Annotated in this window: 20 protein-coding genes; 1 reads left to right on the top strand and 19 read right to left on the bottom strand. The window is 53.9% G+C overall.

The genetic code is table 11. The features are described 5' to 3' along the window. Nucleotides 1-89: 89 nt before the first annotated feature. The 5 genes from glmS to ACA373_RS16795 form a co-directional block, all read right to left on the bottom strand. Nucleotides 90-1,922, bottom strand: coding sequence for a glutamine--fructose-6-phosphate transaminase (isomerizing) (gene glmS / locus ACA373_RS16815; RefSeq protein ID WP_253456829.1), 1,833 nt, complete (start codon nucleotides 1,920-1,922; stop codon nucleotides 90-92). A 161-nt stretch (nucleotides 1,923-2,083) separates the two neighbouring features. Further along, nucleotides 2,084-3,454: a bifunctional UDP-N-acetylglucosamine diphosphorylase/glucosamine-1-phosphate N-acetyltransferase GlmU gene (gene glmU / locus ACA373_RS16810; protein WP_370734845.1), complete on the bottom strand. Its 1,371-nt coding sequence runs from the start codon at nucleotides 3,452-3,454 to the stop codon at nucleotides 2,084-2,086. Nucleotides 3,455-3,657: 203 nt separating this feature from the next. After that, a complete protein-coding gene (locus ACA373_RS16805) occupies nucleotides 3,658-3,969 on the bottom strand; it encodes a phage holin family protein (RefSeq protein ID WP_253456834.1) in 312 nt (103 codons plus the stop codon). Between the two features lie 65 nt (nucleotides 3,970-4,034). After that, on the bottom strand, nucleotides 4,035-4,502 hold the full coding sequence (locus tag ACA373_RS16800) for a lysozyme (RefSeq protein ID WP_253456837.1): 468 nt from the start codon (nucleotides 4,500-4,502) through the stop codon (nucleotides 4,035-4,037). 57 nt (nucleotides 4,503-4,559) lie between these two features. Beyond that, a complete protein-coding gene (locus tag ACA373_RS16795) occupies nucleotides 4,560-6,653 on the bottom strand; it encodes a glycosyl hydrolase family 18 protein (RefSeq protein WP_370734844.1) in 2,094 nt (697 codons plus the stop codon). A gap of 580 nt (nucleotides 6,654-7,233) precedes the next feature. Between ACA373_RS16795 and ACA373_RS16790 the strand changes: the two genes are divergently transcribed. Next, the gene (locus ACA373_RS16790; RefSeq protein ID WP_253456843.1) at nucleotides 7,234-7,680 is read left to right on the top strand and encodes a winged helix-turn-helix domain-containing protein; all 447 of its coding nucleotides are present in this window, start codon (nucleotides 7,234-7,236) and stop codon (nucleotides 7,678-7,680) included. A 142-nt stretch (nucleotides 7,681-7,822) separates the two neighbouring features. On the opposite strand, the gene ACA373_RS16785 is transcribed toward ACA373_RS16790, so the two are convergent. The 14 genes from ACA373_RS16785 to ovoA all read right to left on the bottom strand — a co-directional run bounded on the left by ACA373_RS16785 (nucleotide 7,823) and on the right by ovoA (nucleotide 22,079). Beyond that, on the bottom strand, nucleotides 7,823-8,242 hold the full coding sequence (locus ACA373_RS16785) for a F0F1 ATP synthase subunit epsilon (protein WP_125289177.1): 420 nt from the start codon (nucleotides 8,240-8,242) through the stop codon (nucleotides 7,823-7,825). A 24-nt stretch (nucleotides 8,243-8,266) separates the two neighbouring features. After that, a complete protein-coding gene (gene atpD / locus ACA373_RS16780) occupies nucleotides 8,267-9,649 on the bottom strand; it encodes a F0F1 ATP synthase subunit beta (protein WP_253456846.1) in 1,383 nt (460 codons plus the stop codon). A gap of 32 nt (nucleotides 9,650-9,681) precedes the next feature. Next, nucleotides 9,682-10,551 carry a F0F1 ATP synthase subunit gamma gene (gene atpG / locus ACA373_RS16775; protein ID WP_253456849.1) on the bottom strand — a complete coding sequence of 290 codons (870 nt, stop codon included), beginning with the start codon at nucleotides 10,549-10,551 and terminating at the stop codon, nucleotides 9,682-9,684. Nucleotides 10,552-10,605: 54 nt separating this feature from the next. Continuing rightward, nucleotides 10,606-12,147, bottom strand: a complete 1,542-nt coding sequence (gene atpA, locus ACA373_RS16770; RefSeq protein WP_125289174.1) for a F0F1 ATP synthase subunit alpha — start codon at nucleotides 12,145-12,147, stop codon at nucleotides 10,606-10,608. A 14-nt stretch (nucleotides 12,148-12,161) separates the two neighbouring features. After that, nucleotides 12,162-12,695, bottom strand: coding sequence for a F0F1 ATP synthase subunit delta (gene atpH, locus ACA373_RS16765; protein WP_125289173.1), 534 nt, complete (start codon nucleotides 12,693-12,695; stop codon nucleotides 12,162-12,164). A 14-nt stretch (nucleotides 12,696-12,709) separates the two neighbouring features. Next, entirely contained in the window at nucleotides 12,710-13,180 is a 471-nt protein-coding gene (gene atpF, locus ACA373_RS16760; protein WP_253456852.1) for a F0F1 ATP synthase subunit B, read from the bottom strand. A gap of 97 nt (nucleotides 13,181-13,277) precedes the next feature. Then, complete coding sequence (gene atpE, locus ACA373_RS16755; RefSeq protein ID WP_003849523.1) at nucleotides 13,278-13,517, bottom strand: F0F1 ATP synthase subunit C; 240 nt, start codon at nucleotides 13,515-13,517, stop codon at nucleotides 13,278-13,280. A gap of 50 nt (nucleotides 13,518-13,567) precedes the next feature. Beyond that, a complete protein-coding gene (gene atpB / locus ACA373_RS16750) occupies nucleotides 13,568-14,383 on the bottom strand; it encodes a F0F1 ATP synthase subunit A (RefSeq protein WP_125289171.1) in 816 nt (271 codons plus the stop codon). Nucleotides 14,384-14,391: 8 nt separating this feature from the next. Continuing rightward, complete coding sequence (gene atpI, locus ACA373_RS16745; RefSeq protein ID WP_125289170.1) at nucleotides 14,392-14,772, bottom strand: F0F1 ATP synthase subunit I; 381 nt, start codon at nucleotides 14,770-14,772, stop codon at nucleotides 14,392-14,394. A gap of 828 nt (nucleotides 14,773-15,600) precedes the next feature. Beyond that, nucleotides 15,601-16,242: a 16S rRNA (guanine(527)-N(7))-methyltransferase RsmG gene (rsmG, locus tag ACA373_RS16740; RefSeq protein WP_301251599.1), complete on the bottom strand. Its 642-nt coding sequence runs from the start codon at nucleotides 16,240-16,242 to the stop codon at nucleotides 15,601-15,603. 50 nt (nucleotides 16,243-16,292) lie between these two features. Then, nucleotides 16,293-18,182: a tRNA uridine-5-carboxymethylaminomethyl(34) synthesis enzyme MnmG gene (gene mnmG / locus ACA373_RS16735; protein ID WP_253456858.1), complete on the bottom strand. Its 1,890-nt coding sequence runs from the start codon at nucleotides 18,180-18,182 to the stop codon at nucleotides 16,293-16,295. Between the two features lie 461 nt (nucleotides 18,183-18,643). Further along, nucleotides 18,644-19,087 carry an FMN-binding protein MioC gene (gene mioC / locus ACA373_RS16730; RefSeq protein ID WP_253456861.1) on the bottom strand — a complete coding sequence of 148 codons (444 nt, stop codon included), beginning with the start codon at nucleotides 19,085-19,087 and terminating at the stop codon, nucleotides 18,644-18,646. Nucleotides 19,088-19,331: 244 nt separating this feature from the next. After that, on the bottom strand, nucleotides 19,332-19,793 hold the full coding sequence (gene asnC, locus ACA373_RS16725; RefSeq protein ID WP_125289166.1) for a transcriptional regulator AsnC: 462 nt from the start codon (nucleotides 19,791-19,793) through the stop codon (nucleotides 19,332-19,334). A gap of 147 nt (nucleotides 19,794-19,940) precedes the next feature. Then, nucleotides 19,941-22,079, bottom strand: coding sequence for a 5-histidylcysteine sulfoxide synthase (ovoA, locus tag ACA373_RS16720; protein ID WP_370734843.1), 2,139 nt, complete (start codon nucleotides 22,077-22,079; stop codon nucleotides 19,941-19,943). Nucleotides 22,080-22,133 lie beyond the last annotated feature (54 nt).

The raw sequence follows: 22,133 nt of genomic DNA, 5'->3' as shown, positions 1-22,133 counted from the left end.
TTCTACCGGCTTGAATCCCCCTGATAACTTCCAGGCGTTAGAGCAAAAGATAACGCGCCGATCCTCTGCAGGATCGGCGCGGTAGTCGGTTACTCCACCGTGACCGATTTCGCCAGATTGCGCGGCTGGTCAACGTCGGTGCCTTTAATCAGCGCGACGTGGTAAGAGAGCAGCTGTAGCGGCACGGTGTAGAAGATTGGCGCGATAATCTCTTCCACGTGCGGCAGCGGGATAATACGCATCCCTTCGCTGTCGGCAAAACCCGCATCCCGATCGGCGAACACGTACAGCAGGCCGCCGCGCGCGCGCACCTCTTCGATGTTCGACTTCAGTTTTTCCAGCAGCTCGTTGTTTGGCGCCACCACAATCACCGGCATATCGGCATCGATCAGCGCCAGCGGCCCGTGCTTCAGCTCGCCCGCCGCATAGGCTTCGGCGTGGATATAGGAGATCTCCTTCAGCTTCAGCGCGCCTTCCATCGCTATTGGATACTGGTCGCCACGGCCCAGGAACAGCGCGTGATGCTTATCGGAGAACTCTTCCGCCAGCGCTTCAATCTGCTTGTCCTGCGACAGCATCTGTTCGATACGGCTCGGCAGCGCCTGCAAACCGTGCACGATATCGTGCTCGATCTGCGCGTCCATGCCCTTCAGCCGGCCGATTTTCGCCACCAGCATCAGCAGCACGGTCAGCTGCGTGGTGAAGGCTTTGGTCGAGGCCACGCCGATTTCCGTCCCGGCTTTGGTCATCAGCGCCAGATCGGATTCACGCACCAGCGAAGAGCCGGCCACGTTGCAGATCGCCAGCGAGCCGAGATAGCCCAGCTCTTTCGACAGGCGCAGCGCCGCCAGCGTGTCCGCCGTTTCACCGGACTGCGACAGCGTGATCATCAGGCTGTTTTTGCGCACCGCCGATTTGCGATAGCGGAATTCAGAAGCGATCTCCACGTCGCACGGCACGTTAGCCAGCGCTTCAAACCAGTAGCGGGACACCATGCCGGAGTTGTACGAGGTGCCGCAGGCCACGATTTGAATATGCTCAACCTGCGCCAGCAGCGCGTTGGCGTTTGGCCCCAGCTCGGAGAGATCCACTTCGCCATGGCTGAAACGCCCGGTCAGGGTGTTTTTGATCGCCATCGGCTGTTCGTAAATCTCTTTCTGCATATAGTGACGATACAGGCCTTTGTCGCCCGCGTCGTACTGCACGTTGGATTCGATTTCGGCACGCTCCACGCGCTCGCCCAGGCGATCGAAGATAACCACGTCGCGACGGCTAACCTCTGCGATATCGCCTTCTTCCAGGTACATAAAGCGACGCGTCACCGGCAGCAGCGCCAGCTGATCGGAAGCGATAAAGTTTTCACCCACGCCACGGCCAATCACCAGCGGGCTGCCGGAACGGGCGGCCACCAGCACGGACGGATCGCGGCTGTCCATAATGACCATGCCGTAAGCGCCGCGCAGCTGCGGGATCACGCGCTGTACCACTTCACGCAGCGTGCCGCCGCTCTGCTTCTGCTCCCAGTGCACCAGGTGCGCGACTACTTCCGTATCCGTTTCGGACGCAAAGCGATAGCCCAGCTCTTTTAACCGCTCACGCAGCGGCTCGTGGTTTTCGATAATGCCGTTATGCACGATAACGATATGTTCTGAGATATGAGGATGCGCATTGGCCTCCGACGGCTCGCCGTGGGTTGCCCAGCGCGTGTGCGCGATACCGGTGCCGCCAGCCAGCGGCGTGGTTTCCGCCGCTTCCGCCAGTTTTTGCACCTTGCCTAAACGACGAAGGCGCGTGATCTGCCCTTCGGCGGTAACGACGGCCAGACCCGCGGAGTCATAGCCCCGATATTCCAGGCGGCGTAACCCTTCTAACAGGATTTCTGCGATATCACGTTGCGCTACTGCACCAACAATTCCACACATAGTAGTTTTCCTGACGTCATGGCGTTTGCCATTAACTTTGTCTTCTGCCTGTTTGTTCCGGTATGTTCCGGTTCCCCGAGCCTTGTAGAGAGTGGGGATTAGAGTTATATGGGTGCCATGCACCCCTTACTGCAATCGGGCGATCTTCGCCGCCCGTAAAATTATTTTTTCTTCGCCGGACGCTGCCAGTCGGTTTTCAGATTCTGTTCTTTACGATTGTAGGCCAAACCTGGCGCGGAGATATCTTTCATCACCGTGGTGCCTGCGGCGATGGTCGTGCCCGCCGCTACCGATACCGGCGCCACCAGCTGGGTATCGGAGCCGACAAAGACATCGTCGCCGATGATCGTCAGCGATTTGTTCACGCCATCGTAATTACAGGTAATGGTGCCCGCGCCGATATTGACGTTAGCGCCGATCGAAGCATCGCCCAGGTAGCTCAGGTGACCGGCTTTAGAGCCTTTGCCCAGCGTCGCCTTTTTCATTTCGACAAAGTTGCCGACGTGCGCGCCAGCGGCAAGCGAGCTGCCGGGACGAAGCCGGGCGAACGGGCCGACGGTGCAGTCTGCCGCCAGCTCGGCGTTTTCCAGCACGCTGTAAGGACTGATTTCGCAGTCGTCGCCAATCACGCAGTTTTTCAGCACGCAGCCGCTGCCGATTTTCACGCGGTTACCGAGCTGCACCTTACCTTCGATAATCACGTTGGTGTCTATTTCTACGTCGCGGCCATGTTTAAGCTCGCCCCGCAGGTCGAAACGCGCCGGATCTTTCAGCATCACGCCCGCCAGCAGCAGTTTTTCCGCCTGCTGTGCCTGCCAGACGCGTTCCAGCGTTGCCAGCTGTAGCCGGTTGTTAACGCCGTCGGTTTCCGAACTGTGCAAAGGCTGCGTCGTTTCCGTCACCCGGCCTTCCTGATGAGCCAGCGCGATAATATCCGTGATGTAATATTCGCCCTGAGCGTTGTCATTGGTGAGCTTGCTCAGCCAGCGCTTCAGGTCGCCGCCGTTGGCCAGCAGAATACCGGTATTGATTTCGCGGATCGCCAGCTGTTCCGGCGTGGCGTCTTTCTGCTCTACGATGCCCACGACCTGGCCCTGCTCACGGAGGATGCGACCATAGCCGGTGGGATTATCAAGGATGACCGTTAGCAGCGCGATGCCGCCCTGCGGTTTTGCCTGGCGCAGTCGCTGTAGCGTTTCGGTAGAAATCAACGGCACGTCGCCGTACAGCATCAGGATATCTTCGTCATCGGCAAACCAGGGCGCGGCCTGCTGCATAGCGTGACCGGTGCCCAGCTGCTCGGCCTGCAATACCCAGTTCAGCGAGGGATCCTGCAAGGTAGACTGTAAGCGTTTGCCGCCGTGTCCGTAAACCAGATGGACTTTGTCAGCGCCCACGCCCTGCGCGGCGTCAATGACGTGTTGTACCATTGGCTTACCGGCCAAAAGATGAAGAACTTTGGGAAGATCGGAGTACATACGGGTTCCCTTGCCTGCGGCAAGGATCACCACGCTCAGCGCGCTGTTTGACATAGACATCCTGCTTGATGTTGAAATCGCTTTCCTGGCGAAAAGTAAAGCTGGATTGCGGGAAAAATACTACTTCTTTTACCCTTCAAAAATACTTTCCGCCGGGCCGAACAAGGGCACCACGCCGGGAAAAGCCGGTATGCGTCCCTCAGCCGGAGCATGATACCACCAAAATAGAGTCGTCTATGACTTTCCACCGCTGTCGATCAAACGGTTTTGCTCTTTAACCATTCAGAGATTTTTTGCTGCAGCACAACCACGACTTCGCTGCCGCTGGTGCCGGCGATAGCAGAGAAAAGAAGCGTTTGGGACGTAGTCATGTTGAAATCAATACAGAGTAAGCCAACCACAAAGCCAGTAAACATTGAAATAAATATGTGTTTCAGGAAAAAGCTCAGTTTCCCTTTATTTTCTTTTATCAGCTCGCCGTGGATAAAGTAATTAACCACTCCTCCGGCGCTGGCAACTATCATGGCATCCAAAAGATGATGTTCACTTAAAAACTTCATCAGCAACATAGTTTCATCATTATATAACACGGTAATACCTCAGAAAGATAAATAGCGATCGGCAAAGACCATGGCTATTTATGGCGAAGAAAAAGATTTTTTTCGCGTTCCCTGCGAGTAATTAACGTTTTAACCACGCCATTTCCGGCGTAAATCCACGAGCCGAACTGTTCGGCGGCGGCGGCATAGCAGCCCTGGTTTAAAAACATCAGCAGCGTGGAAGGCTGACCGCTTTTTAGCTCGATCAGGCCAGCTTTTACGCCCTGCTGCCCGGCGCCGACGCTGTGCAGAATGGAGCAGAGCGCGTCAAACTGATCCTGCGTGACGGGCACTTCAACTTTCTGCCGCAAGAGTTCGGCGCATTTGTTCAGGTCGCTGACAAGCAGCACCTCCGCCTGTTCAGGCGTAACGCTGTCGCCTTCACGGACGCTTTCCGCATGGCCATAGCCCAGCGTCCAGATGCCCGCGTCATTCTTCTCTGCGGTTAAACGAAGTTTTTCCTGAGCCTTGATAAAATCAATGCCCCTCTCTGAAATATTCATTTTTTCACTCTGGCAGACGGGAAATAATGCTCCCGAAGGAGCATTATTTATTTCAAATTAACGAAGGTAATCCCATGGTTTACCGAACTGGCCGGTAGTTTCTTCCAGACCAGGTTCAGAACCCTGTGACCAGAATTTACCGATAAAGTTAACGCCTTTATGCGTCACTTTACTGCCTTCCACGTAGACTGCGGTTGCACTCCACAGGGGATATTCAGCAGGCACATCCGGCACCACTGGCTCATCCGGAGTAACTTCGGATGCAGGCACGATAACCACTTTGTAAGAGGCCATATCGGTTTTGCTATTGGCCGCGGTGACGGTCAGCAGCAGCTCTACCACCTTTTCAGAGGTAACAGCCGGCAGCGCAACTTTCGTTTCGCTGGCCTGCGGAGAAACGATCTGCACGTTACCGCTGCCTGACCATTTGTAGCTGGCGGCTTTAACGGATTTATCCGCAGAGAAGACCAGCGTGCTGCCGCCCAGCGCTTTCATAGTGATAACAGCAGTTGGCGCGGTGTTATCTTCCGGGTCAACGGGATCGATTGGGTCAACCGGGTCGACTGGGTCAATTGGGTCTACCGGGTCTACCGGGTCTACCGGGTTAATCGGGTTTTCACCGTTGATATTGATCCCTTTAAAGTAGAAAGGTGACATATCGATGTTCTGCTGCACAATCGGGCAGCCCATACCTTCACGACCGGCGTTAACCAGCAGGCCGTTATCGTTATCGATAGTCCAGGTGAACAGACCACCCAGGCCTTTTTCGATCACATAACGCGCTTTTTCACGTACGGTACGTGGCGTATCGATAGAGTGGAAAACTTTAGACGTCGGGCTGTACAGATAATCTGCGCAGGCTTCGTCATCGGTATACACGTTGTAACCGTTACGGCCAGACTGGTTTTCCAGATCCAGGTAGTTGTTGATAATGTCATAGTATTCAACACAGCCGGACTCAAAAGTCCCCACGGTAGTACCGCTACCATCGTAAGAACCCTTCAGCGGAGAGAAGGATTCAATGTTGCCGCCCTTGGCGCTACGTGAATAGCCTGCATAACCGATGTTGATGGCTTCAGGATCCACACCCAGGTTCAGCAGATACTCAACCGCTTCTTCCAGACTGTAGGTGCTGTTTTTGGTTTTATACAGGTTGGCGTGATGGGCCAGGCCGTCCGCCCACGGCGTACCGAAGAAGTCATAGGTCATCAGGTTGATGCCGTACAAACCCACTTCCAGCAGGCCTTTGATATTAGAATGCTGCAACACATCCACGTTAGCGGAAGACGCGATACTGATTTTCACGTGTTTCATGCTGTTAGCATCAAGCGCCTTACGCAGGCTGGAGATCAGCGCCACGTAGTTCTCACCATCTTCCGGGCCGTGTGGGTTACCCGCGCCTGCAGCATTTGGATATTCCCAGTCGATATCGATTTCAGAAAACATCGGGAAGCGGTCGAAGAACCAGATAATGCTGGCTACCAGCGTATCAATCGCGCTCTGGCTTTTCGCCAGCTCGTGGAAGGCTTCGCTCATCGTCCAGCCGCCGAGGCTGAAGGAAAGCGCCAGATCGTGACCCTGAGCTTTCGCATCTATCTGCAACTTACGCATCGCGCCCAGCACGCCCTGCAGGTTAGGGTGATCCTGATAGAAGCAATCGCCTTCGCCATCAGACGGATAGGTAGTGCCCGGGCCAAAACCAAATGCTTTCCAGCCGCTGAAGCCGCAGTTGATATAAGACTGACAATCGGCCCACGGATCCAGGATGGTCATTTCGTTGGTTTTCTTGCCGGTCCAGGCCGCAGCCTGATCGATTTTTTCTTTATTAGCGCCTTTATCACCGACGATACCGGTAAAACCAAAAATGATTTTATCGTAGGCGGTTGGGTCTAACTTAGTGATATCAATCCCACGGCCGCGATTTGCTTTAAGAATATTGCCATTATTATCAACCTGACGCTGATCGTAATGCGCCCAGTCAGTGTAATAGCCAAAGAGTTTAGGTTTATTGGCGGTGTTATATTTGTTGTATACACGTTTTGCTACGCGACCTGAAGTGTAACTAAATTCTGAAGTGTTCGTTACCGGGTTAAATCCATCTGCGGCATAAGACTGTTCTGTAAGAATGTCTTGTTGAATCAACTTGCTCATTGCAAATCCTTATATGATAAAAGTTAGTGTACTCAGCGCCATCGATTAAGCTGGCCGACAAACTTTTACCCGATACGGAAAAGCATACCAGTTACAAATAAAGAATAATTATCAGCTCACTCCTGCCCGCCCCGAAATAACATTAATAAGCCAGCTATCGGCCAGACTGCGTGCGGGAGTCTGGGGACAGGCAGGATAAATAACCCCAGACCGGATAAACGACCTTCGAATAACAAGACTCTGTTCTCTTTTATCAATGACGGATAAACAATAATTAGAACCTCGCTTAACATTGCGCGCGGCAAAACCGCTACAGACCCTTGACCGGCGCGGATTACCGCCTTCTGGCGTGCACTTTCTGCAATGCCTGTGCTAATAATTACAACCCGTCTTTATCTTTTCTGCTGGTATATTCCTGCCACCAACAGAGCGAAGCAGTTAAGCAGAGCGATATCTGCTAAAAAATAAAAAGAATATTAAAGCAAACATTAATAAGGATTTGCAGAGGCTATACAAAGCCTTTAACCATCGCTGTTTTTTTTAATCTATTACTGGTTTCCCCACTTAACAGGTCACAGTCATGAACGAAGAAATTTATCTTGGTAACAATATTTATCTCTCAGAGGAGAGAAATCATCTGATCAATGGCAACATTACATTAACCATCAGCGAAAAAGAGAAACGATTGCTGAGCTATTTCCTTCGCAACCCGGAAAAAGAGCTGACAAAAAGCCATTTGATTACGGCAATCTGGGAAAGCCGGGCTGCGACTATCGATGACGCCAACCTGACTCAGCTGGTTTATAAAATACGCCGCGATTTAGCTGCGGTGAACCTCAGAAACTGTATTAAAACGATACCGGGCAAAGGCTATATCTATATTCCGGAGAAAAAGAAAGCAGTGCAGGAACCTGTGATGGCGGACGCTGGCAGCAGCAAGACGGAATGCCTTATCTGTTCAGCGCTTACTATCATCGCCACCGTTATGGCGTTGTGCACGCTTTGCTTTTTCTTCTGGCGTAGCTGAACGTTTAACGCTCAGTTTAATTACAACATTAAATATAGTGTTTTATCCGATCGGGATTTCCTGCAGCGCGCCCTGTGCCGCCCCTTCGACAATAAAAAAAGGCCAGGCAGTTTCCTGTCTGGCCTTTCTGCTTAAACCTGAATTACATCGCTTTTTTGGTCAACTCGATCACGCGCAGTTTGGCGATCGCTTTAGCCAGTTCAGCCGACGCGGCAGCAAAGTCCACATCGCCGTGAGAGCCACTCATGTGCTCCTCGGCTTTGCGTTTCGCTTCCATCGCGCGGGCCTCGTCGAGGTCGGTGCCGCGGATCGCCGTATCAGCCAGCACGGTAGCCGCGCCTGGCTGTACTTCCAACATGCCGCCGGAGAGATAGATATACTCTTCGTCGCCCTGTTCTTTAACGATGCGAACCATACCAGGTTTAATGGCGGTCAGCAGCGGGGCGTGGCCAGGGTGGATCCCCAGCTCGCCTTCGCTACCTGACACCTGAATACGCTGCACAGTGCCGGAGAACATCTGCTGTTCTGCACTGACCACGTCCAGGTGAAAAGTCATAGCCATAATTAACCTCCCGGGAAACCGTTATTACAGTTTCTTCGCTTTTTCCACGGCTTCTTCGATGGAACCAACCATGTAGAAAGCCTGCTCTGGCAGATGGTCGAATTCACCGTCCATGATGCCTTTAAAGCCACGGATGGTATCTTTCAGCGACACATACTTGCCCGGAGAACCGGTGAAGACTTCTGCCACAAAGAACGGCTGAGACAGGAAGCGCTGCATCTTACGAGAGCGAGCAACAACCAGCTTGTCGTCTTCAGACAGCTCGTCCATCCCGAGGATAGCGATGATGTCTTTCAGTTCCTGGTAACGCTGCAGCAGAGACTGCACGCCACGAGCCACGTCGTAGTGTTCCTGACCAACAACCAGCGGATCCAGCTGACGGCTGGTAGAATCCAGTGGATCAACCGCCGGGTAGATACCCAGAGACGCGATCTGACGGCTCAGTACCACGGTTGCGTCTAAGTGAGCAAAGGTGGTGGCTGGCGATGGGTCAGTCAAGTCATCCGCAGGCACGTAAACGGCCTGTACGGAGGTGATAGAACCGGTTTTGGTTGAGGTGATACGTTCCTGCAGAACGCCCATCTCTTCCGCCAGCGTTGGCTGGTAGCCTACCGCTGATGGCATACGACCCAGCAGCGCGGACACTTCGGTACCGGCCAGGGTGTAACGGTAGATGTTATCGATGAACAGCAGTACGTCACGACCTTCATCACGGAATTTTTCCGCCATGGTCAGGCCAGTCAGGGCAACGCGCAGACGGTTTCCTGGTGGCTCGTTCATCTGGCCGTAGACCAGAGATACTTTGTCGATAACGTTGGAGTCGGTCATCTCGTGATAGAAGTCGTTACCCTCACGGGTACGCTCGCCCACGCCGGCAAATACGGAGAAACCTGAGTGCTCAGCCGCAATGTTACGGATCAGCTCCATCATGTTTACGGTTTTACCTACACCCGCGCCGCCGAACAGACCAACTTTACCGCCCTTCGCGAACGGACACATCAGGTCGATTACCTTGATACCGGTTTCCAGCAGCTCCTGAGAGTTGGACTGGTCTTCGTATGAAGGTGCAGAACGGTGGATCGCCCAACGCTCTTCTTCGCCGATGTCGCCTTTCATGTCGATTGGCTCGCCCAGCACGTTCATGATACGGCCAAGCGTTGCGGTACCTACCGGTACTTCGATTGGGTGCGCAAGGTCAGCGACTTCCAGACCGCGCTTCAGGCCGTCGGAAGAACCCATTGCGATGGCGCGAACCACGCCACCACCCAGCTGCTGCTGTACTTCCAGCACCAGACGGGTATCACCATTTTTAGTCTCAAGCGCGCTGTACACTTGTGGTACTGCGTCCTGAGGAAATTCGACGTCAACAACGGCGCCGATTACCTGGACAATTTTTCCAGTAGCCATCTTGAATCCTCTACCTAATTCATTAAACCTGGTTAAACCGCGGAGGCTCCACCGACAATCTCGGTAAGTTCCTGGGTGATGCTGGCCTGACGAGCTTTGTTGTATACCAACTGCAGCTCTTTGATCAGGTTTCCGCCGTTGTCGGTCGCAGCTTTCATCGCCACCATACGCGCGGCCTGCTCGCTGGCCAGGTTTTCTACAACACCCTGGTAAACCTGAGACTCGACGTAGCGACGCAGTAACGTGTCCAGCAGCGCTTTCGGATCCGGTTCATACAGATAATCCCAGGTACTCTTCTTCACTACGCCTTCTTCCGGATCTGCTGGCGGTAACGGCAGCAGCTGGATGATTTGCGGTGACTGGGACATGGTGTTGATAAATTTGTTGCTGACAACATAGAGCTTGTCGATACGACCTTCGTCGTAAGCCTGCAGCATGACTTTTACCGGGCCGATCAGATCGGACAGGGAAGGCTTGTCGCCCATGCCCGTCACCTGAGCAACCACGTTGCCGCCGACAGCGCCGAAAAATGAAACACCTTTAGAGCCGATAATCGCCAGATCGCTCTCGACGCCTTTATCCGCCCAGCCTTTCATATCAGCCAGCACTCTTTTGAACAGGTTAATGTTCAAACCACCACAAAGCCCGCGGTCGGTAGACACGACCAGGTAGCCGACGCGCTTAACGTCGCGCTCCTCCAGGTAAGGGTGCTTGTATTCCAGATTGCCTAACGCAATGTGACCAATCACTTTGCGCATGGTCTCTGCATAAGGACGGCTGGCCGCCATGCGTTCCTGCGATTTACGCATTTTGGAGGCGGCGACCATTTCCATCGCTTTGGTGATCTTTTGCGTATTTTGAACGCTTCCGATCTTACTACGTATCTCTTTTGCGCCGGCCATAAGCTTCTCCTCAAAGCCTTGCGGCCTGCCCCGGAAGGGACAAGCCGCCAGACATTACCAGGACTGGGTTTTCTTGAACGTTTCGAGCAGAGCTTTCAGCTTCGCTTCGATATCGTTGTTGTAGTTACCAGCCTGGTTGATTTCCGCCATCAGCTCGCTGTGGTCGCGATCTGCATAAGCCAGAAGCGCTGCTTCGAAGCTGCCGATTTTCGCCAGCTCAACGTCGTTCAGGAAGCCACGCTCGGCGGCAAACAGCACCAGACCCTGCTGCGCTACGGACATCGGCGCATACTGTTTCTGTTTCAGCAGCTCGGTCACTTTCTGACCGTGGCTCAGCTGTTTACGGGTTGCTTCGTCCAGATCGGAAGCGAACTGAGAGAACGCTGCCAGTTCACGATACTGCGCCAGCGCGGTACGAATACCACCGGACAGTTTCTTGATGATCTTGGTCTGCGCAGCGCCACCCACACGGGATACGGAGATCCCTGGGTTAACTGCCGGACGAATACCGGAGTTGAACAGGTTAGTTTCCAGGAAGATCTGACCATCGGTAATCGAGATTACGTTGGTCGGAACGAACGCGGAAACGTCGCCAGCCTGAGTTTCGATGATCGGCAGCGCGGTCAGAGAACCGGTTTTACCTTTTACTGCACCGTTAGTGAAGCGCTCAACGTAGTCGGCGCTCACGCGGGAAGCACGTTCCAGCAGACGGGAGTGGAGGTAGAACACGTCGCCAGGGAAAGCTTCACGACCTGGTGGACGGCGCAGCAGCAGAGAAACCTGACGGTATGCAACGGCCTGCTTGGACAGGTCATCATATACGATCAGCGCGTCTTCACCGCGGTCACGGAAGTATTCGCCCATGGCGCAACCTGCATACGGTGCCAGGTACTGCAGCGCAGCAGACTCGGAAGCGGTAGCCACAACCACGATAGTGTTAGCCAGCGCGTTGTGTTCTTCCAGCTTACGTACCACGTTAGCGATGGTAGAAGCCTTCTGGCCGATAGCCACGTACACGCACTTGATGCCGGAATCGCGCTGGTTGATGATCGCATCGATCGCCATCGCGGTTTTACCGGTCTGACGGTCGCCGATGATCAGCTCACGCTGGCCACGGCCGATTGGGATCATCGCATCCACAGACTTATAACCAGTCTGTACAGGCTGGTCGACCGACTGACGGTCGATAACGCCTGGCGCAATCACTTCGATTGGCGAGAAGCCGTCGTTATCAATGGCGCCTTTGCCATCGATAGGTGCACCCAGGGTGTTCACCACACGACCCAGCAGGCCACGGCCTACCGGAACTTCCAGGATACGACCGGTACACTTAACCTTCATGCCTTCGGCGAGGTCAGCGTATGGGCCCATTACTACGGCACCTACGGAGTCGCGCTCCAGGTTCAGTGCGATAGCGAAGCGGTTGCCCGGCAGTGCGATCATCTCACCCTGCATAACATCGGCCAGGCCGTTTACGCGGATGATGCCGTCGCTGACGGAAACGATAGTACCTTCATTGTGAGCTTCGCTCACGACATTGAACTGAGCAATGCGCTGCTTGATCAGTTCGCTGATTTCGGTGGAATTCAGTTGCATATGCTCCAGTCCCCTTAAGACTGCAAGTCGTCTGCAAGGCGCTCAAGACGGCCGCGTACGCTGCCATCAATGACCATATCACCCGCACGGATGATTACACCTGCCATTACAGACTTATCAATTTTGCAATTCAGCTTAACTTTGCGTGACAGACGTTTTTCCATAGCGGCGCTGATTTTGGTCAGCTGTTCGTCACTCAGTGTAGTGGAAGAGATCACCTCAACGTCCGCGGTCGCATCGTATGCGGCGCGTAGCTGGATAAACTGAGCCAGTACATCGGGAAGCGCTGGTAAACGTTTGTTCTCAGCCATGACCTTAATCAGGTTCTGGCCGGCCTCATCGAGTTGATCACCACAGATAGCGATGAACCGTGCAGACAACGCTTCCGGCGCTAATGCGCCGGAAAGGAGTTCTGCCACTTGTTCATTGCTGGCTACTTCGGTAGCGAACGCCAGCATCTGCTGCCAGCGATCGACATTCTGATGCTCAACAGCAAAGTCAAAAGCTGCTTTGGCGTAGGGGCGAGCTACAGTAGTAAATTCAGACATCAGCCCCTTCCTCCTTACAGTTCAGCGACCAGTTTATCAACGATGTCGCTGTTAGCAGCTTCATCCACGGAACGTTCAATGATTTTCTCGGCGCCGGCGATAGCCAGCATCGCGACCTGCTTACGCAACTCTTCACGTGCACGTTTGCGTTCGGCGTCAATTTCAGCCTGCGCCTGGGTGACGATCTTGTTACGTTCCTGCTCAGCTTCGGCTTTCGCTTCGTCCAGGATCTGCGAACGACGTTTGTTAGCCTGTTCGATGATAACCTGAGCTTCTTCTTTCGCTTTTTTCAGCTGGTCGGACGCATCAGCCTGCGCGAGATCCAAATCTTTTTTGGCACGTTCTGCGGAAGCAAGGCCGTCAGCAACTTCTTTCTGGCGCTTTTCGATAGCAGCCATCAGCGGCGGCCATACGTACTTCATGCAGAACACTACAAACAGGATGAACGCGATGGCCTGGCCGAGGATTGTTGCGTTTAAGTTCACTGCACAATGCCTCTTGTTAAGTTAACTTTTTTCTCCGGTCTGACGACCGGCAGAAGCCGTTCATCGTCGAACTCGCGTCCAACGATGAACATCAGGGTTAGGCGACGGCGAACATCACATACAGACCCAGACCAACAGCGATCATTGGGATTGCATCCACCAGACCCATTACAACAAAGAACTGCGTACGCAGCAGAGGGATCAGATCCGGTTGACGCGCGGCGCCTTCCAGGAATTTACCTCCGAGGATGCCGATACCGATCGCAGCACCGATTGCCGCTAAGCCCATCATCACAGCGGCAGCCATGTACAGCAGATCCATATTCAGGTTTTCCATGACAGTCTCCAGTTTGTTTCAGTTAAAACGCAGTAGTGTTGATAAAAAAATCAGTGTTCTTCAGATGCCATCGACAGATAGACAATCGTCAGTACCATGAAAATGAAAGCCTGTAACGAAATGATCAGGATGTGGAAAATGGCCCATGGCACACTCAGAACCCACTGTGACCACCACGGCAACAGGCCGGCAATCAGGATAAAAATCAATTCACCCGCATACATGTTGCCGAACAGTCGCAGACCGAGAGAAACCGGTTTGGACAGCAGGCTCACGCCTTCAAGGATCAGGTTGATCGGAATGAAGACAGGATGATTGAAGGGTTGCAATGTCAGCTCTTTAGTAAAGCCCCCAATGCCTTTCATCTTGACGCTGTAGAACAGAATCAAAATAAATACGCCCAGCGCCATAGACAGCGTGATGTTCACGTCGGCTGAAGGCACAACACGCAACGCTGGCAGACCCAGAACGTGCTCGCCGATATACGGCAGCAGATCGATAGGCAGCAGGTCCATGAAGTTCATCAGGAAGACCCAGACGAAAATCGTCAGAGCCAGCGGTGCGATTACTTTGCTTTTACCGTGGTACATGTCGCGGACGTTGTTGTCGACGAAGCCAACAACCAGTTCAATCGCCGCCTGCAGTTTTCCCGGAACGCCGCTGGTGGCTGATTTCGCAACTTTGCGAAACAGCACCAGGAATACCAGTCCCAGCACCACAGAGAAAAACATGGAGTCAATATTTAATACCCAGAACGACGGTGCGTCGTGCGGATTCACTAGCTCGAAGGTACGCAGGTCCAGCTGAAGGTTATTCAGGTGGTGACCTATGTATTCCTGCGGCGTAGAGATTTCTCCTGCAGCCATGATGCCTCTTACCCTTTGTTGTTAATTACAGCCGGTGCGACGATTTGCACAATCAGCACCGATAACCAGGTCAGTCCGAGCGGCGTAAATGCCGCCCCAAACACCGCCAGCGCCACGACAAGCAGAAGAATGGTTGCCAGAACCTTCAGCACTTCACCCAGAGCGAAGCTCCAGGCCACGCGTCCTTTAACCGGGTCTCCTGCCTGATGACGCCAGGCAAAAATCATAAACAATACGTTCGGTAGCCAGGCCGCCAGTCCACCCGCAAGCGCGGACAGGCCCCAGGTCAACTCTTTCAGGGCGAACAGCGCGCCGATTATGACAAAAATCACCAGCTGAAGAAGCAGCACGGTTCGGGCAAATTTCACTCTGTAAAGGGACACTGACATGACGCTGAAACTCTCCTGCCCCGTCGGGGGTATGTCGCGTGTCGTATAAAACTGCCTTTGCCGCTTTGAGTCAAGCAGCAAAAAACGAGCAAATTATACGGCGCGCCCCTGCGATTTCAATGGATAAGTAGCGAAATGGTGAACAATTATTTAAATTTCTTTCGCGGGCGCGCTTTTTCAAAACTGTCAGGAATGGCCGACAGGCGGAAAATGCATACGATAAAGGCCAAATATCGCTCATAAAGCGTGCGAAAGATCACAATTCAGTAATATTTTATCCGCATTCCGTTAAGGAATATTCTTAATATCGCTCAGAAAAATATAATTATATCAATAACATTCAACTACTTACTATTTTTTACCGTAAAACCAGCCTGCCAGCCGGATTAAAAGTGTTAATTGACAGTCATTGCAGCCAAAATTTCAGGCTAATCCGCCAGGCAAGCAAAATAAATATCACCACATTATTTTTCACTTCGCGCTGAAAAAGGCGGATCTCGTCCCGACGAGGTAATATCCTTGATAACACTTTGTGAAATTAACGTTAAATGTAACCAGGTGTGAACGATAATTTCTGCGCGTCATTTTAACCTTACTGAAACATTCCCACCTGAAAAAAAATCACCGCGTATCGCCCGAAAGGCTAAATTTTCGTCGGGCTTTTTAACCTTTCGCGTTACCTGCGCCTTCCTCTCCCCTGCCCTGCAGGGCTGACTTAACTAAAATCGGGTTTGGTAAGCCTGTGCCGTTCAGCCGCTTTGCTGAATAATCAGGCGATAATACGGTAAAAAATTCGGCTTTTCAGCGTTATTTTCAGGCAAATCACGTTCAATCAGCGCTGCTTGCTGCCAGATTTTGCGGATTAATTACCACCAGGTGACGTTCGCCTTCCAGTTCAGGAACGAGAAGCTTCACCGTCTTGTGATGGGTAAAACCTGCCGGCAGCGCGTCGATCTCATCCTGCGGCACGACGCCTTTCAGCGCATAAAATCGCCCTTTTTCGCCAGGCAGATGATGGCACCAGCTCAGCATATCGTTCAGAGAAGCGAAGGCCCGACTGATCACGCCATCAAAAGGCGGCTCGGCAGGAAACACCTCTACCCTGCTCTGTACCGGATCGATATTTTCCAGTTTCAGCTCATGCTGTACCTGCTTAAGAAAGCGTATGCGCTTGCCCAGGCTGTCCAGCAGCGTGAAGTGCGCTTCAGGACGGACGATAGCGAGCGGTACGCCCGGCAGCCCTGGTCCCGTGCCCACATCGATAAAACGGCTTCCTTCCAGATAAGGCTCAACCACGATGCTGTCCATGATATGCCGTACCAGCATCTGCTGCGGGTCACGCACCGACGTCAGGTTATAAGCCTTGTTCCATTTATGCAGCAGCTCAACGTAGCCTGTCAGCTGCTCTTTTTGTCGATCGGTCAGGGAAATATTGGCGGCTTTCAGCAGCGCGGAAAGTTTATTAATCACGATTACATCCAAATCAGTTAAAGGGGCGACCGTAGCCGCCCCGCGAAGCATCAGGCGCTTTTGCGCAGCAGCCCCTGCTTTTTCAGGTAGATCAGAAGAATGGAAATAGCCGCAGGCGTGATCCCTGAAATACGCGAAGCCTGACCTATCGATCCCGGCTTGTGATCGTTCAGCTTGGCGATCGCCTCGTTAGAGAGGCCGCTGACCTGACGGTAATCCAGCTCCACCGGCAGCAGCGTGTTCTCGTTGCGCAGCTGGCGATCGATCTCTTCTTGCTGGCGGGCGATATAGCCTTCGTATTTCACCTGAATTTCAACCTGCTCGGCGGCCTGAGCGTCGCTTAAGGCGGGCGCAAAGGTGCTGAGCGTCATCAGCTGCTGATAGGTCATCTCTGGACGACGCAGCAGATCTTCGCCGTTGGCTTCTTTGGTCAGCGCGGCGCTCAGTACGCCATTCACTTCATCCACGGCTTCAGATTTAGGATGCACCCAGATGTCGCGCAGACGCTGACGCTCCTGCTCAATGCTCTCCAGCTTCTCGTTAAAGCGCGCCCAGCGGGCATCGTCTACCAGACCCAGCTCGCGGCCTTCAGCGGTCAGACGCAGATCGGCGTTGTCTTCACGCAGCATCAGACGGTATTCCGCCCTGGAGGTGAACATGCGGTACGGCTCTTTGGTGCCCAGCGTGCAGAGATCGTCAACCAGCACGCCCAGATAGGCCTGATCGCGACGCGGCGCCCAGGTTTCTTTGTCCGCAGAGAGGCGACCGGCATTCAGCCCAGCCAGCAAACCTTGCGCTGCGGCTTCTTCATAGCCTGTCGTGCCGTTGATCTGACCGGCAAAGAACAGACCTTCGATAAATTTGCTTTCCAGCGTTGGCTTCAGATCGCGTGGATCGAAGAAGTCATATTCGATGGCATAGCCCGGACGGACGATCTTCGCGTTTTCCAGGCCCTGCATAGAGCGAACAATCTGCATCTGGACATCAAACGGCAGGCTGGTGGAGATGCCGTTTGGATAAATTTCATTGCTGGTCAGCCCTTCCGGCTCCAGGAAGATCTGGTGCGCGTTGCGATCGGCAAAGCGCATCACCTTGTCTTCGATGGAAGGACAGTAGCGTGGGCCAACGCCTTCGATCACGCCAGCGTACATTGGGCTGCGATCCAGGTTGCTGCGGATGACGTCGTGCGTTTTCTCGTTGGTATAGGTGATGTAGCAAGGCACCTGCTGTGGGTGCTGCGCCACGTTGCCCATAAACGAGAAGACCGGCAGCGGCGTATCGCCATGCTGCGGAGCCAGCACGCTGAAATCAATCGTGCGCGCATCGATACGCGGTGGCGTACCGGTTTTCAGACGGCTGACGCGCAAAGGCAGTTCACGCAGGCGACGAGCCAATGGGATCGAAGGCGGATCGCCAGCACGGCCGCCGCTGTAGTTATCCAGCCCGATGTGGATCTTACCGTCCAGGAAGGTACCTACGGTCAGCACAACCGCTTTGGCGCGGAATTTGAGCCCCATCTGGGTCACAGCGCCAACGACGCGATCGTTTTCCACAATCAGATCGTCAACCGCCTGCTGGAAGATCATCAGGTTCGGCTGGTTCTCCAGCGCGGTGCGTACGGCCTGACGATAGAGCACGCGATCCGCCTGAGCACGGGTAGCCCTGACGGCGGGTCCTTTGCTGGCGTTTAGTATCCTGAACTGGATACCGGCCTGGTCAATAGCGTGTGCCATCAGGCCGCCCAGCGCGTCCACTTCTTTAACCAGATGTCCTTTTCCGATGCCACCGATCGCCGGATTGCAGGACATTTGTCCAAGCGTATCAATGTTATGCGTTAAAAGCAGGGTTTGCTGACCCATCCGGGCTGCCGCCATAGCGGCTTCCGTGCCCGCATGACCACCACCGATCACGATGACGTCAAAAGGATCTGGATAAAACATGGTACTGAACCTCGCGGTTGTGCGATTTAAAAGAGTGGGGGATGCCCGGGGCGTGAATTCTACTCAACTTTGGCCGAAGGTGAAAGCGCAGGGCCAGACACGTATTAAAAAGAAGATCTTTTTTATTTAGAGATCTCTTTACTGGATCTTCTATTAGGATCGACGATCTCTGTGGATAAGCCTTTTTTCCTTTCCTGGATCATCAGCTTAAGCGGGATCGTTTGCTGTGAAAGATCGGTGATCCTGCGGCGTATAAGCTGGGATCAAAAAGGCATGTTATGCACAGGCTCGATCCGACCGTACGGTTGTTCTTTGGATAACCACCGGTTATTACCGCTGGATCAGCATAGTTATCCACAGTTGATCGCTATTTAAATAGGCAAATCGGGGAGAAATTTACAAAACTTCGCCTGTTTTTCAGGCGTCGATCGCACAAATTGCTGCGATCCGACGCCCGATCGTCAGCCGATCAGCGTTTTCCAGCTCTCGATCCACACCTCAGCGGGATCTTCGGGGATCTCATGTTCGAGCACGTCAATATCCAGACGGTCGCCGATGCGCTGTGCACCACATGCCGTCAACAATTTGTCCATTTTATCGATCGCACCGCAGAAAAGATCGTATTCACGGTTGCCGATACCTACGGCGCCGTAGCGCAGCTGGCTCAGATCCGGACGCTTCTCTTCTATTTCATCAAACAGCGGCTGCAGGTTATCGGGCAGATCGCCGGCTCCATGGGTAGAGGTCACTACCAGCCACGTTCCTGCTGTCGAAAGCTCGTTCAGCTCTGGCCCGTGCAGTAATTCGGTAGAAAAGCCCGCTTCTTCCAGCTTCTCGGCCAGAAGTTCGGCAACATATTCCGCACTGCCCAGGGTGCTGCCAGTGATTAAGGTTACGTCCGCCATGTGAGATCCCTGTTTGCTAAAGGCGGCTATTGTACGCTGTGATCAGTCTGGGATCTACCTGTGGGTAAGTAAGGTTAATAAATGTAGATGAGCGGGTTTAACTGCCGCTTTTGTTTTGCGGGCGAATAAGTGAAAGCACGCCGCGAGCGCCACGTGCCGGACGGACAGGAACGTTCCTGACCTGATATGAGATATTTCAACAAAAATGAGGCGCCGATCTTTTGTGGATAATATTGTGCACAGATCAGGGCTTGATCGTCCGCATGATCGGGTTTTGCAGGGAAATTAACGTCTCGGTGGACTGGATCTCGTCAATGGTCTGGATCTTGTTGATCAGCACCTGTTGCAGCGCGTCGATGGATCGGCACATCACCTTAATAAAGATGCTGTAGTGCCCGGTGGTGTACCAGGCCTCCACCACTTCATCAAGCGCGTCCAGCTTCGCCAGCGCGGCCGGATAGTCTCTGGCGCTTTTTAAAATGATGCCAATAAAGCAGCACACGTCATAGCCAAGCTGGCGAGGATCGATTTCCACCCGCGTACCTTTAATGATGCCTGCCTGCTTCATCTTCTCTACGCGGACGTGGATAGTGCCGGGGCTGACGTTGAACTGCTTGGCCAGCTCGGCATAGGCGGTACGTGCGTTGGCCAGCAGCGCATTGAGGATGCCGCGATCGAGATCGTCGGGTTGCAGATTATCGGGCATACAGGCTCCGTCATTAAGGATTTGATAATTTGTCAGGGAATAATGTGCAGGAAAGTGAAAATGCAGGCAATAAAATAGCGGATAACTTATGTTACCCGCTATAAGGAAAACACAACCGCCTGGTCATAGCCAGAGGGTTATCTGATGTTAGCGCTTGCGCCAGACGGTTAGCTGGGCGACGGAATGCTGATATTTACGCGCCGTTTCGCGGATCACAAACGGCACGTCCTGCGGCGCGGCGATCTCTTCGAAATCTGCCGCCAGCAAACGCTGCAACGCCTGGTAGGTGGTCAGCGCCTCGCCGTTTTCGCGGATGCCGCCCAGCCAGTTCTCTTTTGGCGTGTACTCTTCCAGCCAGGTGTACGGCGACGACAGCATCAATACGCCGCCGGTATTGATCATCCTCGTGACGTCCTGCAAAAAGCGCTTCGGCTGACGCAGCCTGTCGATCAGGTTAGCGGCCAGCACCAGGTCGTAACCCGCCTTTTGCGGCTTCAGGTTGCAGGCGTCGCCCTGCATAAACTGAATGCGGCTGGCCTGCTCTGCGGCGAGGCCGAAATCTTTCAGCCGCACCTGGTGATACTCCACCAGGTCGCCCTCTTCCTGGGTCACATAACGGAAATCCTCGCCGCTGGTCAGCTGGAGCGCCACGTCGATAAAGCGCGCGGAGTAATCCATCCCCACCACTTGCTCAAAATAGCGGGCCAGCTCAAAGCTGGCGCGACCGGTGGCGCAGCCGATATCCAGCGCGCGGCCTCGTTTGTCGGTCATGCGACAGGCGATATCCACCAGCGCCTTCGCATAGTTTTCTGTACCGAAGTAGCCCGGCCCGTACTGGAAGTCCAGGTATTGCGACACCATGCTGTCGGTTTCATACGGATTCAGCATTTTCTTTTCCTGATGGTTGGACACGACGTAGCGAAAGCCCGCGTGCTGGAAAAAGTGGCGGCGGAACGCATAGCGGGAGGATTTAATCGCTTCGTTGCCGGTGGAAATCCAGCTGCCGCCTTTAATTAGCGCATGTTTGCCGTCGAAGGTCGGCGTCGAAAAGTCGTCATAAAGCGGATGGACTTTAAAACCTTCCAGCCCGTTTATCGGCGTGGTCGTCCACTGCCAGACGTTCCCCACCACGTCAAAGAATTCGCCTTGGGCAAAGCGATCGACCGGACAGGAAGAAGCCCACCAGGCCAGATTCAGGTTGCCCGGCGCCTGCAGCCAGCGATCGCCTTCAACCTGCTCACGCAGCAGCAGCCATTCGGCCTCGCTGGGGAGCTGAACGGAACGGCCGGTTTTATCGGCTTTCCAGCGGCAAAAGGCGGCCGCCTCCAGCTGGTTGACTTCGACCGGCCAGTCCCACGGCATCGCGACTTCTTCAGTCATCAAACGCAGCCGTAACTGGTCAGGTTCCTCAGGCGATCCCACCCAGAAAGTCGGCATGGTTGCCTGCGCGAAATTGCGCCAGCCCAGACCTTCCTCATCCCACCAGCGATCGTCCCGATAGCCGCCTGCCGTGATAAATGCAAAAAACTCCGCGTTGCTTGCCAGCATCTGGCTGGCTTCAAAAGGCTTCACCTCGGTGGACAGCGTGCCGTATTCATTATCCCAGCCGTAGGTATCGTCGGTTTTCCCCTGCGTGACGCGTGCGCCGGCAACGGCTATCAGTCTGTTCTGCGGCACGGCGTGGCGATCGTGACGGGCGTCGGGACAGGCCGGCCAGTACGGCTGCGGTTTAACCCAGGCGAGCGGCAGCTGGCGGATCAGCACGCTGGAGGTTTCCAGATGGATCCGCTCATGCTCGATCCCCATCAGGATCACCCAGGCCGGGCTGTCCCAGCCGATCGGCAGCGTCAACGGCATCTCTTTAATGACGCTTTCGACAAGATGACGCACCTTGCCGCGATAGTCGCGCAGCTCGGCAAGCGTCGGCCACGCGTAGTGGGTTGCGTCCAGATCGTCCCAGCTCATCTCATCCACGCCGATAGCCATCATCGCTTCGATATGGTCGTCCACGCGGTTGTCGAGCAGGCCGGCCGCTACCAGCTTATTAATATAGAAAGTCGCGGTATGGCCGAAATAGAACACCAGCGGATGGCGCAGCGAAATCGCCTTAGTGTAATAAGCCTGCTCATCGGCAAGGCAGTCGAACAGGCTCTCGTAGAGCGCCCACGTTTGTTGGAAATAGCCAAGAAGCTCCTGTCGTTTTTGTTCTGCGTCGCTGCCGCTAAGCAACAACGTTTGAGTTGGGGCAGGTAACTCTGGGGAAAAAGCCTGGTGATGTTGTGCCACGTAATACTCCTGAGAACCGTAGGCGGGATAAAGCGTAGCTATGACTATAGCAGG

Origin of the sequence: Erwinia sp. STN24, from assembly GCF_041320675.1 — a bacterium.
GTDB classification, from domain to species: domain Bacteria; phylum Pseudomonadota; class Gammaproteobacteria; order Enterobacterales; family Enterobacteriaceae; genus Erwinia; species Erwinia aeris.
The sequence above is the reverse complement of the archived record's forward strand: the minus strand, read 5'-3'. Positions and strand labels throughout refer to the sequence as shown.

Excerpts from the sequence above, each read along its gene's own strand:
- glmS (WP_253456829.1), bottom strand. The coding sequence starts at position 1,922 with ATGTGTGGAATTGTTGGTGCAGTAGCGCAACGTGATATCGCAGAAATC.
- glmU (WP_370734845.1), bottom strand. The coding sequence starts at position 3,454 with ATGTCAAACAGCGCGCTGAGCGTGGTGATCCTTGCCGCAGGCAAGGGA.
- ACA373_RS16805 (WP_253456834.1), bottom strand. The coding sequence starts at position 3,969 with ATGTTGCTGATGAAGTTTTTAAGTGAACATCATCTTTTGGATGCCATG.
- ACA373_RS16800 (WP_253456837.1), bottom strand. The coding sequence starts at position 4,502 with ATGAATATTTCAGAGAGGGGCATTGATTTTATCAAGGCTCAGGAAAAA.
- ACA373_RS16795 (WP_370734844.1), bottom strand. The coding sequence starts at position 6,653 with ATGAGCAAGTTGATTCAACAAGACATTCTTACAGAACAGTCTTATGCC.
- ACA373_RS16790 (WP_253456843.1), top strand. The coding sequence starts at position 7,234 with ATGAACGAAGAAATTTATCTTGGTAACAATATTTATCTCTCAGAGGAG.
- ACA373_RS16785 (WP_125289177.1), bottom strand. The coding sequence starts at position 8,242 with ATGGCTATGACTTTTCACCTGGACGTGGTCAGTGCAGAACAGCAGATG.
- atpD (WP_253456846.1), bottom strand. The coding sequence starts at position 9,649 with ATGGCTACTGGAAAAATTGTCCAGGTAATCGGCGCCGTTGTTGACGTC.
- atpG (WP_253456849.1), bottom strand. The coding sequence starts at position 10,551 with ATGGCCGGCGCAAAAGAGATACGTAGTAAGATCGGAAGCGTTCAAAAT.
- atpA (WP_125289174.1), bottom strand. The coding sequence starts at position 12,147 with ATGCAACTGAATTCCACCGAAATCAGCGAACTGATCAAGCAGCGCATT.
- atpH (WP_125289173.1), bottom strand. The coding sequence starts at position 12,695 with ATGTCTGAATTTACTACTGTAGCTCGCCCCTACGCCAAAGCAGCTTTT.
- atpE (WP_003849523.1), bottom strand. The coding sequence starts at position 13,517 with ATGGAAAACCTGAATATGGATCTGCTGTACATGGCTGCCGCTGTGATG.
- atpB (WP_125289171.1), bottom strand. The coding sequence starts at position 14,383 with ATGGCTGCAGGAGAAATCTCTACGCCGCAGGAATACATAGGTCACCAC.
- atpI (WP_125289170.1), bottom strand. The coding sequence starts at position 14,772 with ATGTCAGTGTCCCTTTACAGAGTGAAATTTGCCCGAACCGTGCTGCTT.
- mnmG (WP_253456858.1), bottom strand. The coding sequence starts at position 18,182 with ATGTTTTATCCAGATCCTTTTGACGTCATCGTGATCGGTGGTGGTCAT.
- mioC (WP_253456861.1), bottom strand. The coding sequence starts at position 19,087 with ATGGCGGACGTAACCTTAATCACTGGCAGCACCCTGGGCAGTGCGGAA.
- asnC (WP_125289166.1), bottom strand. The coding sequence starts at position 19,793 with ATGCCCGATAATCTGCAACCCGACGATCTCGATCGCGGCATCCTCAAT.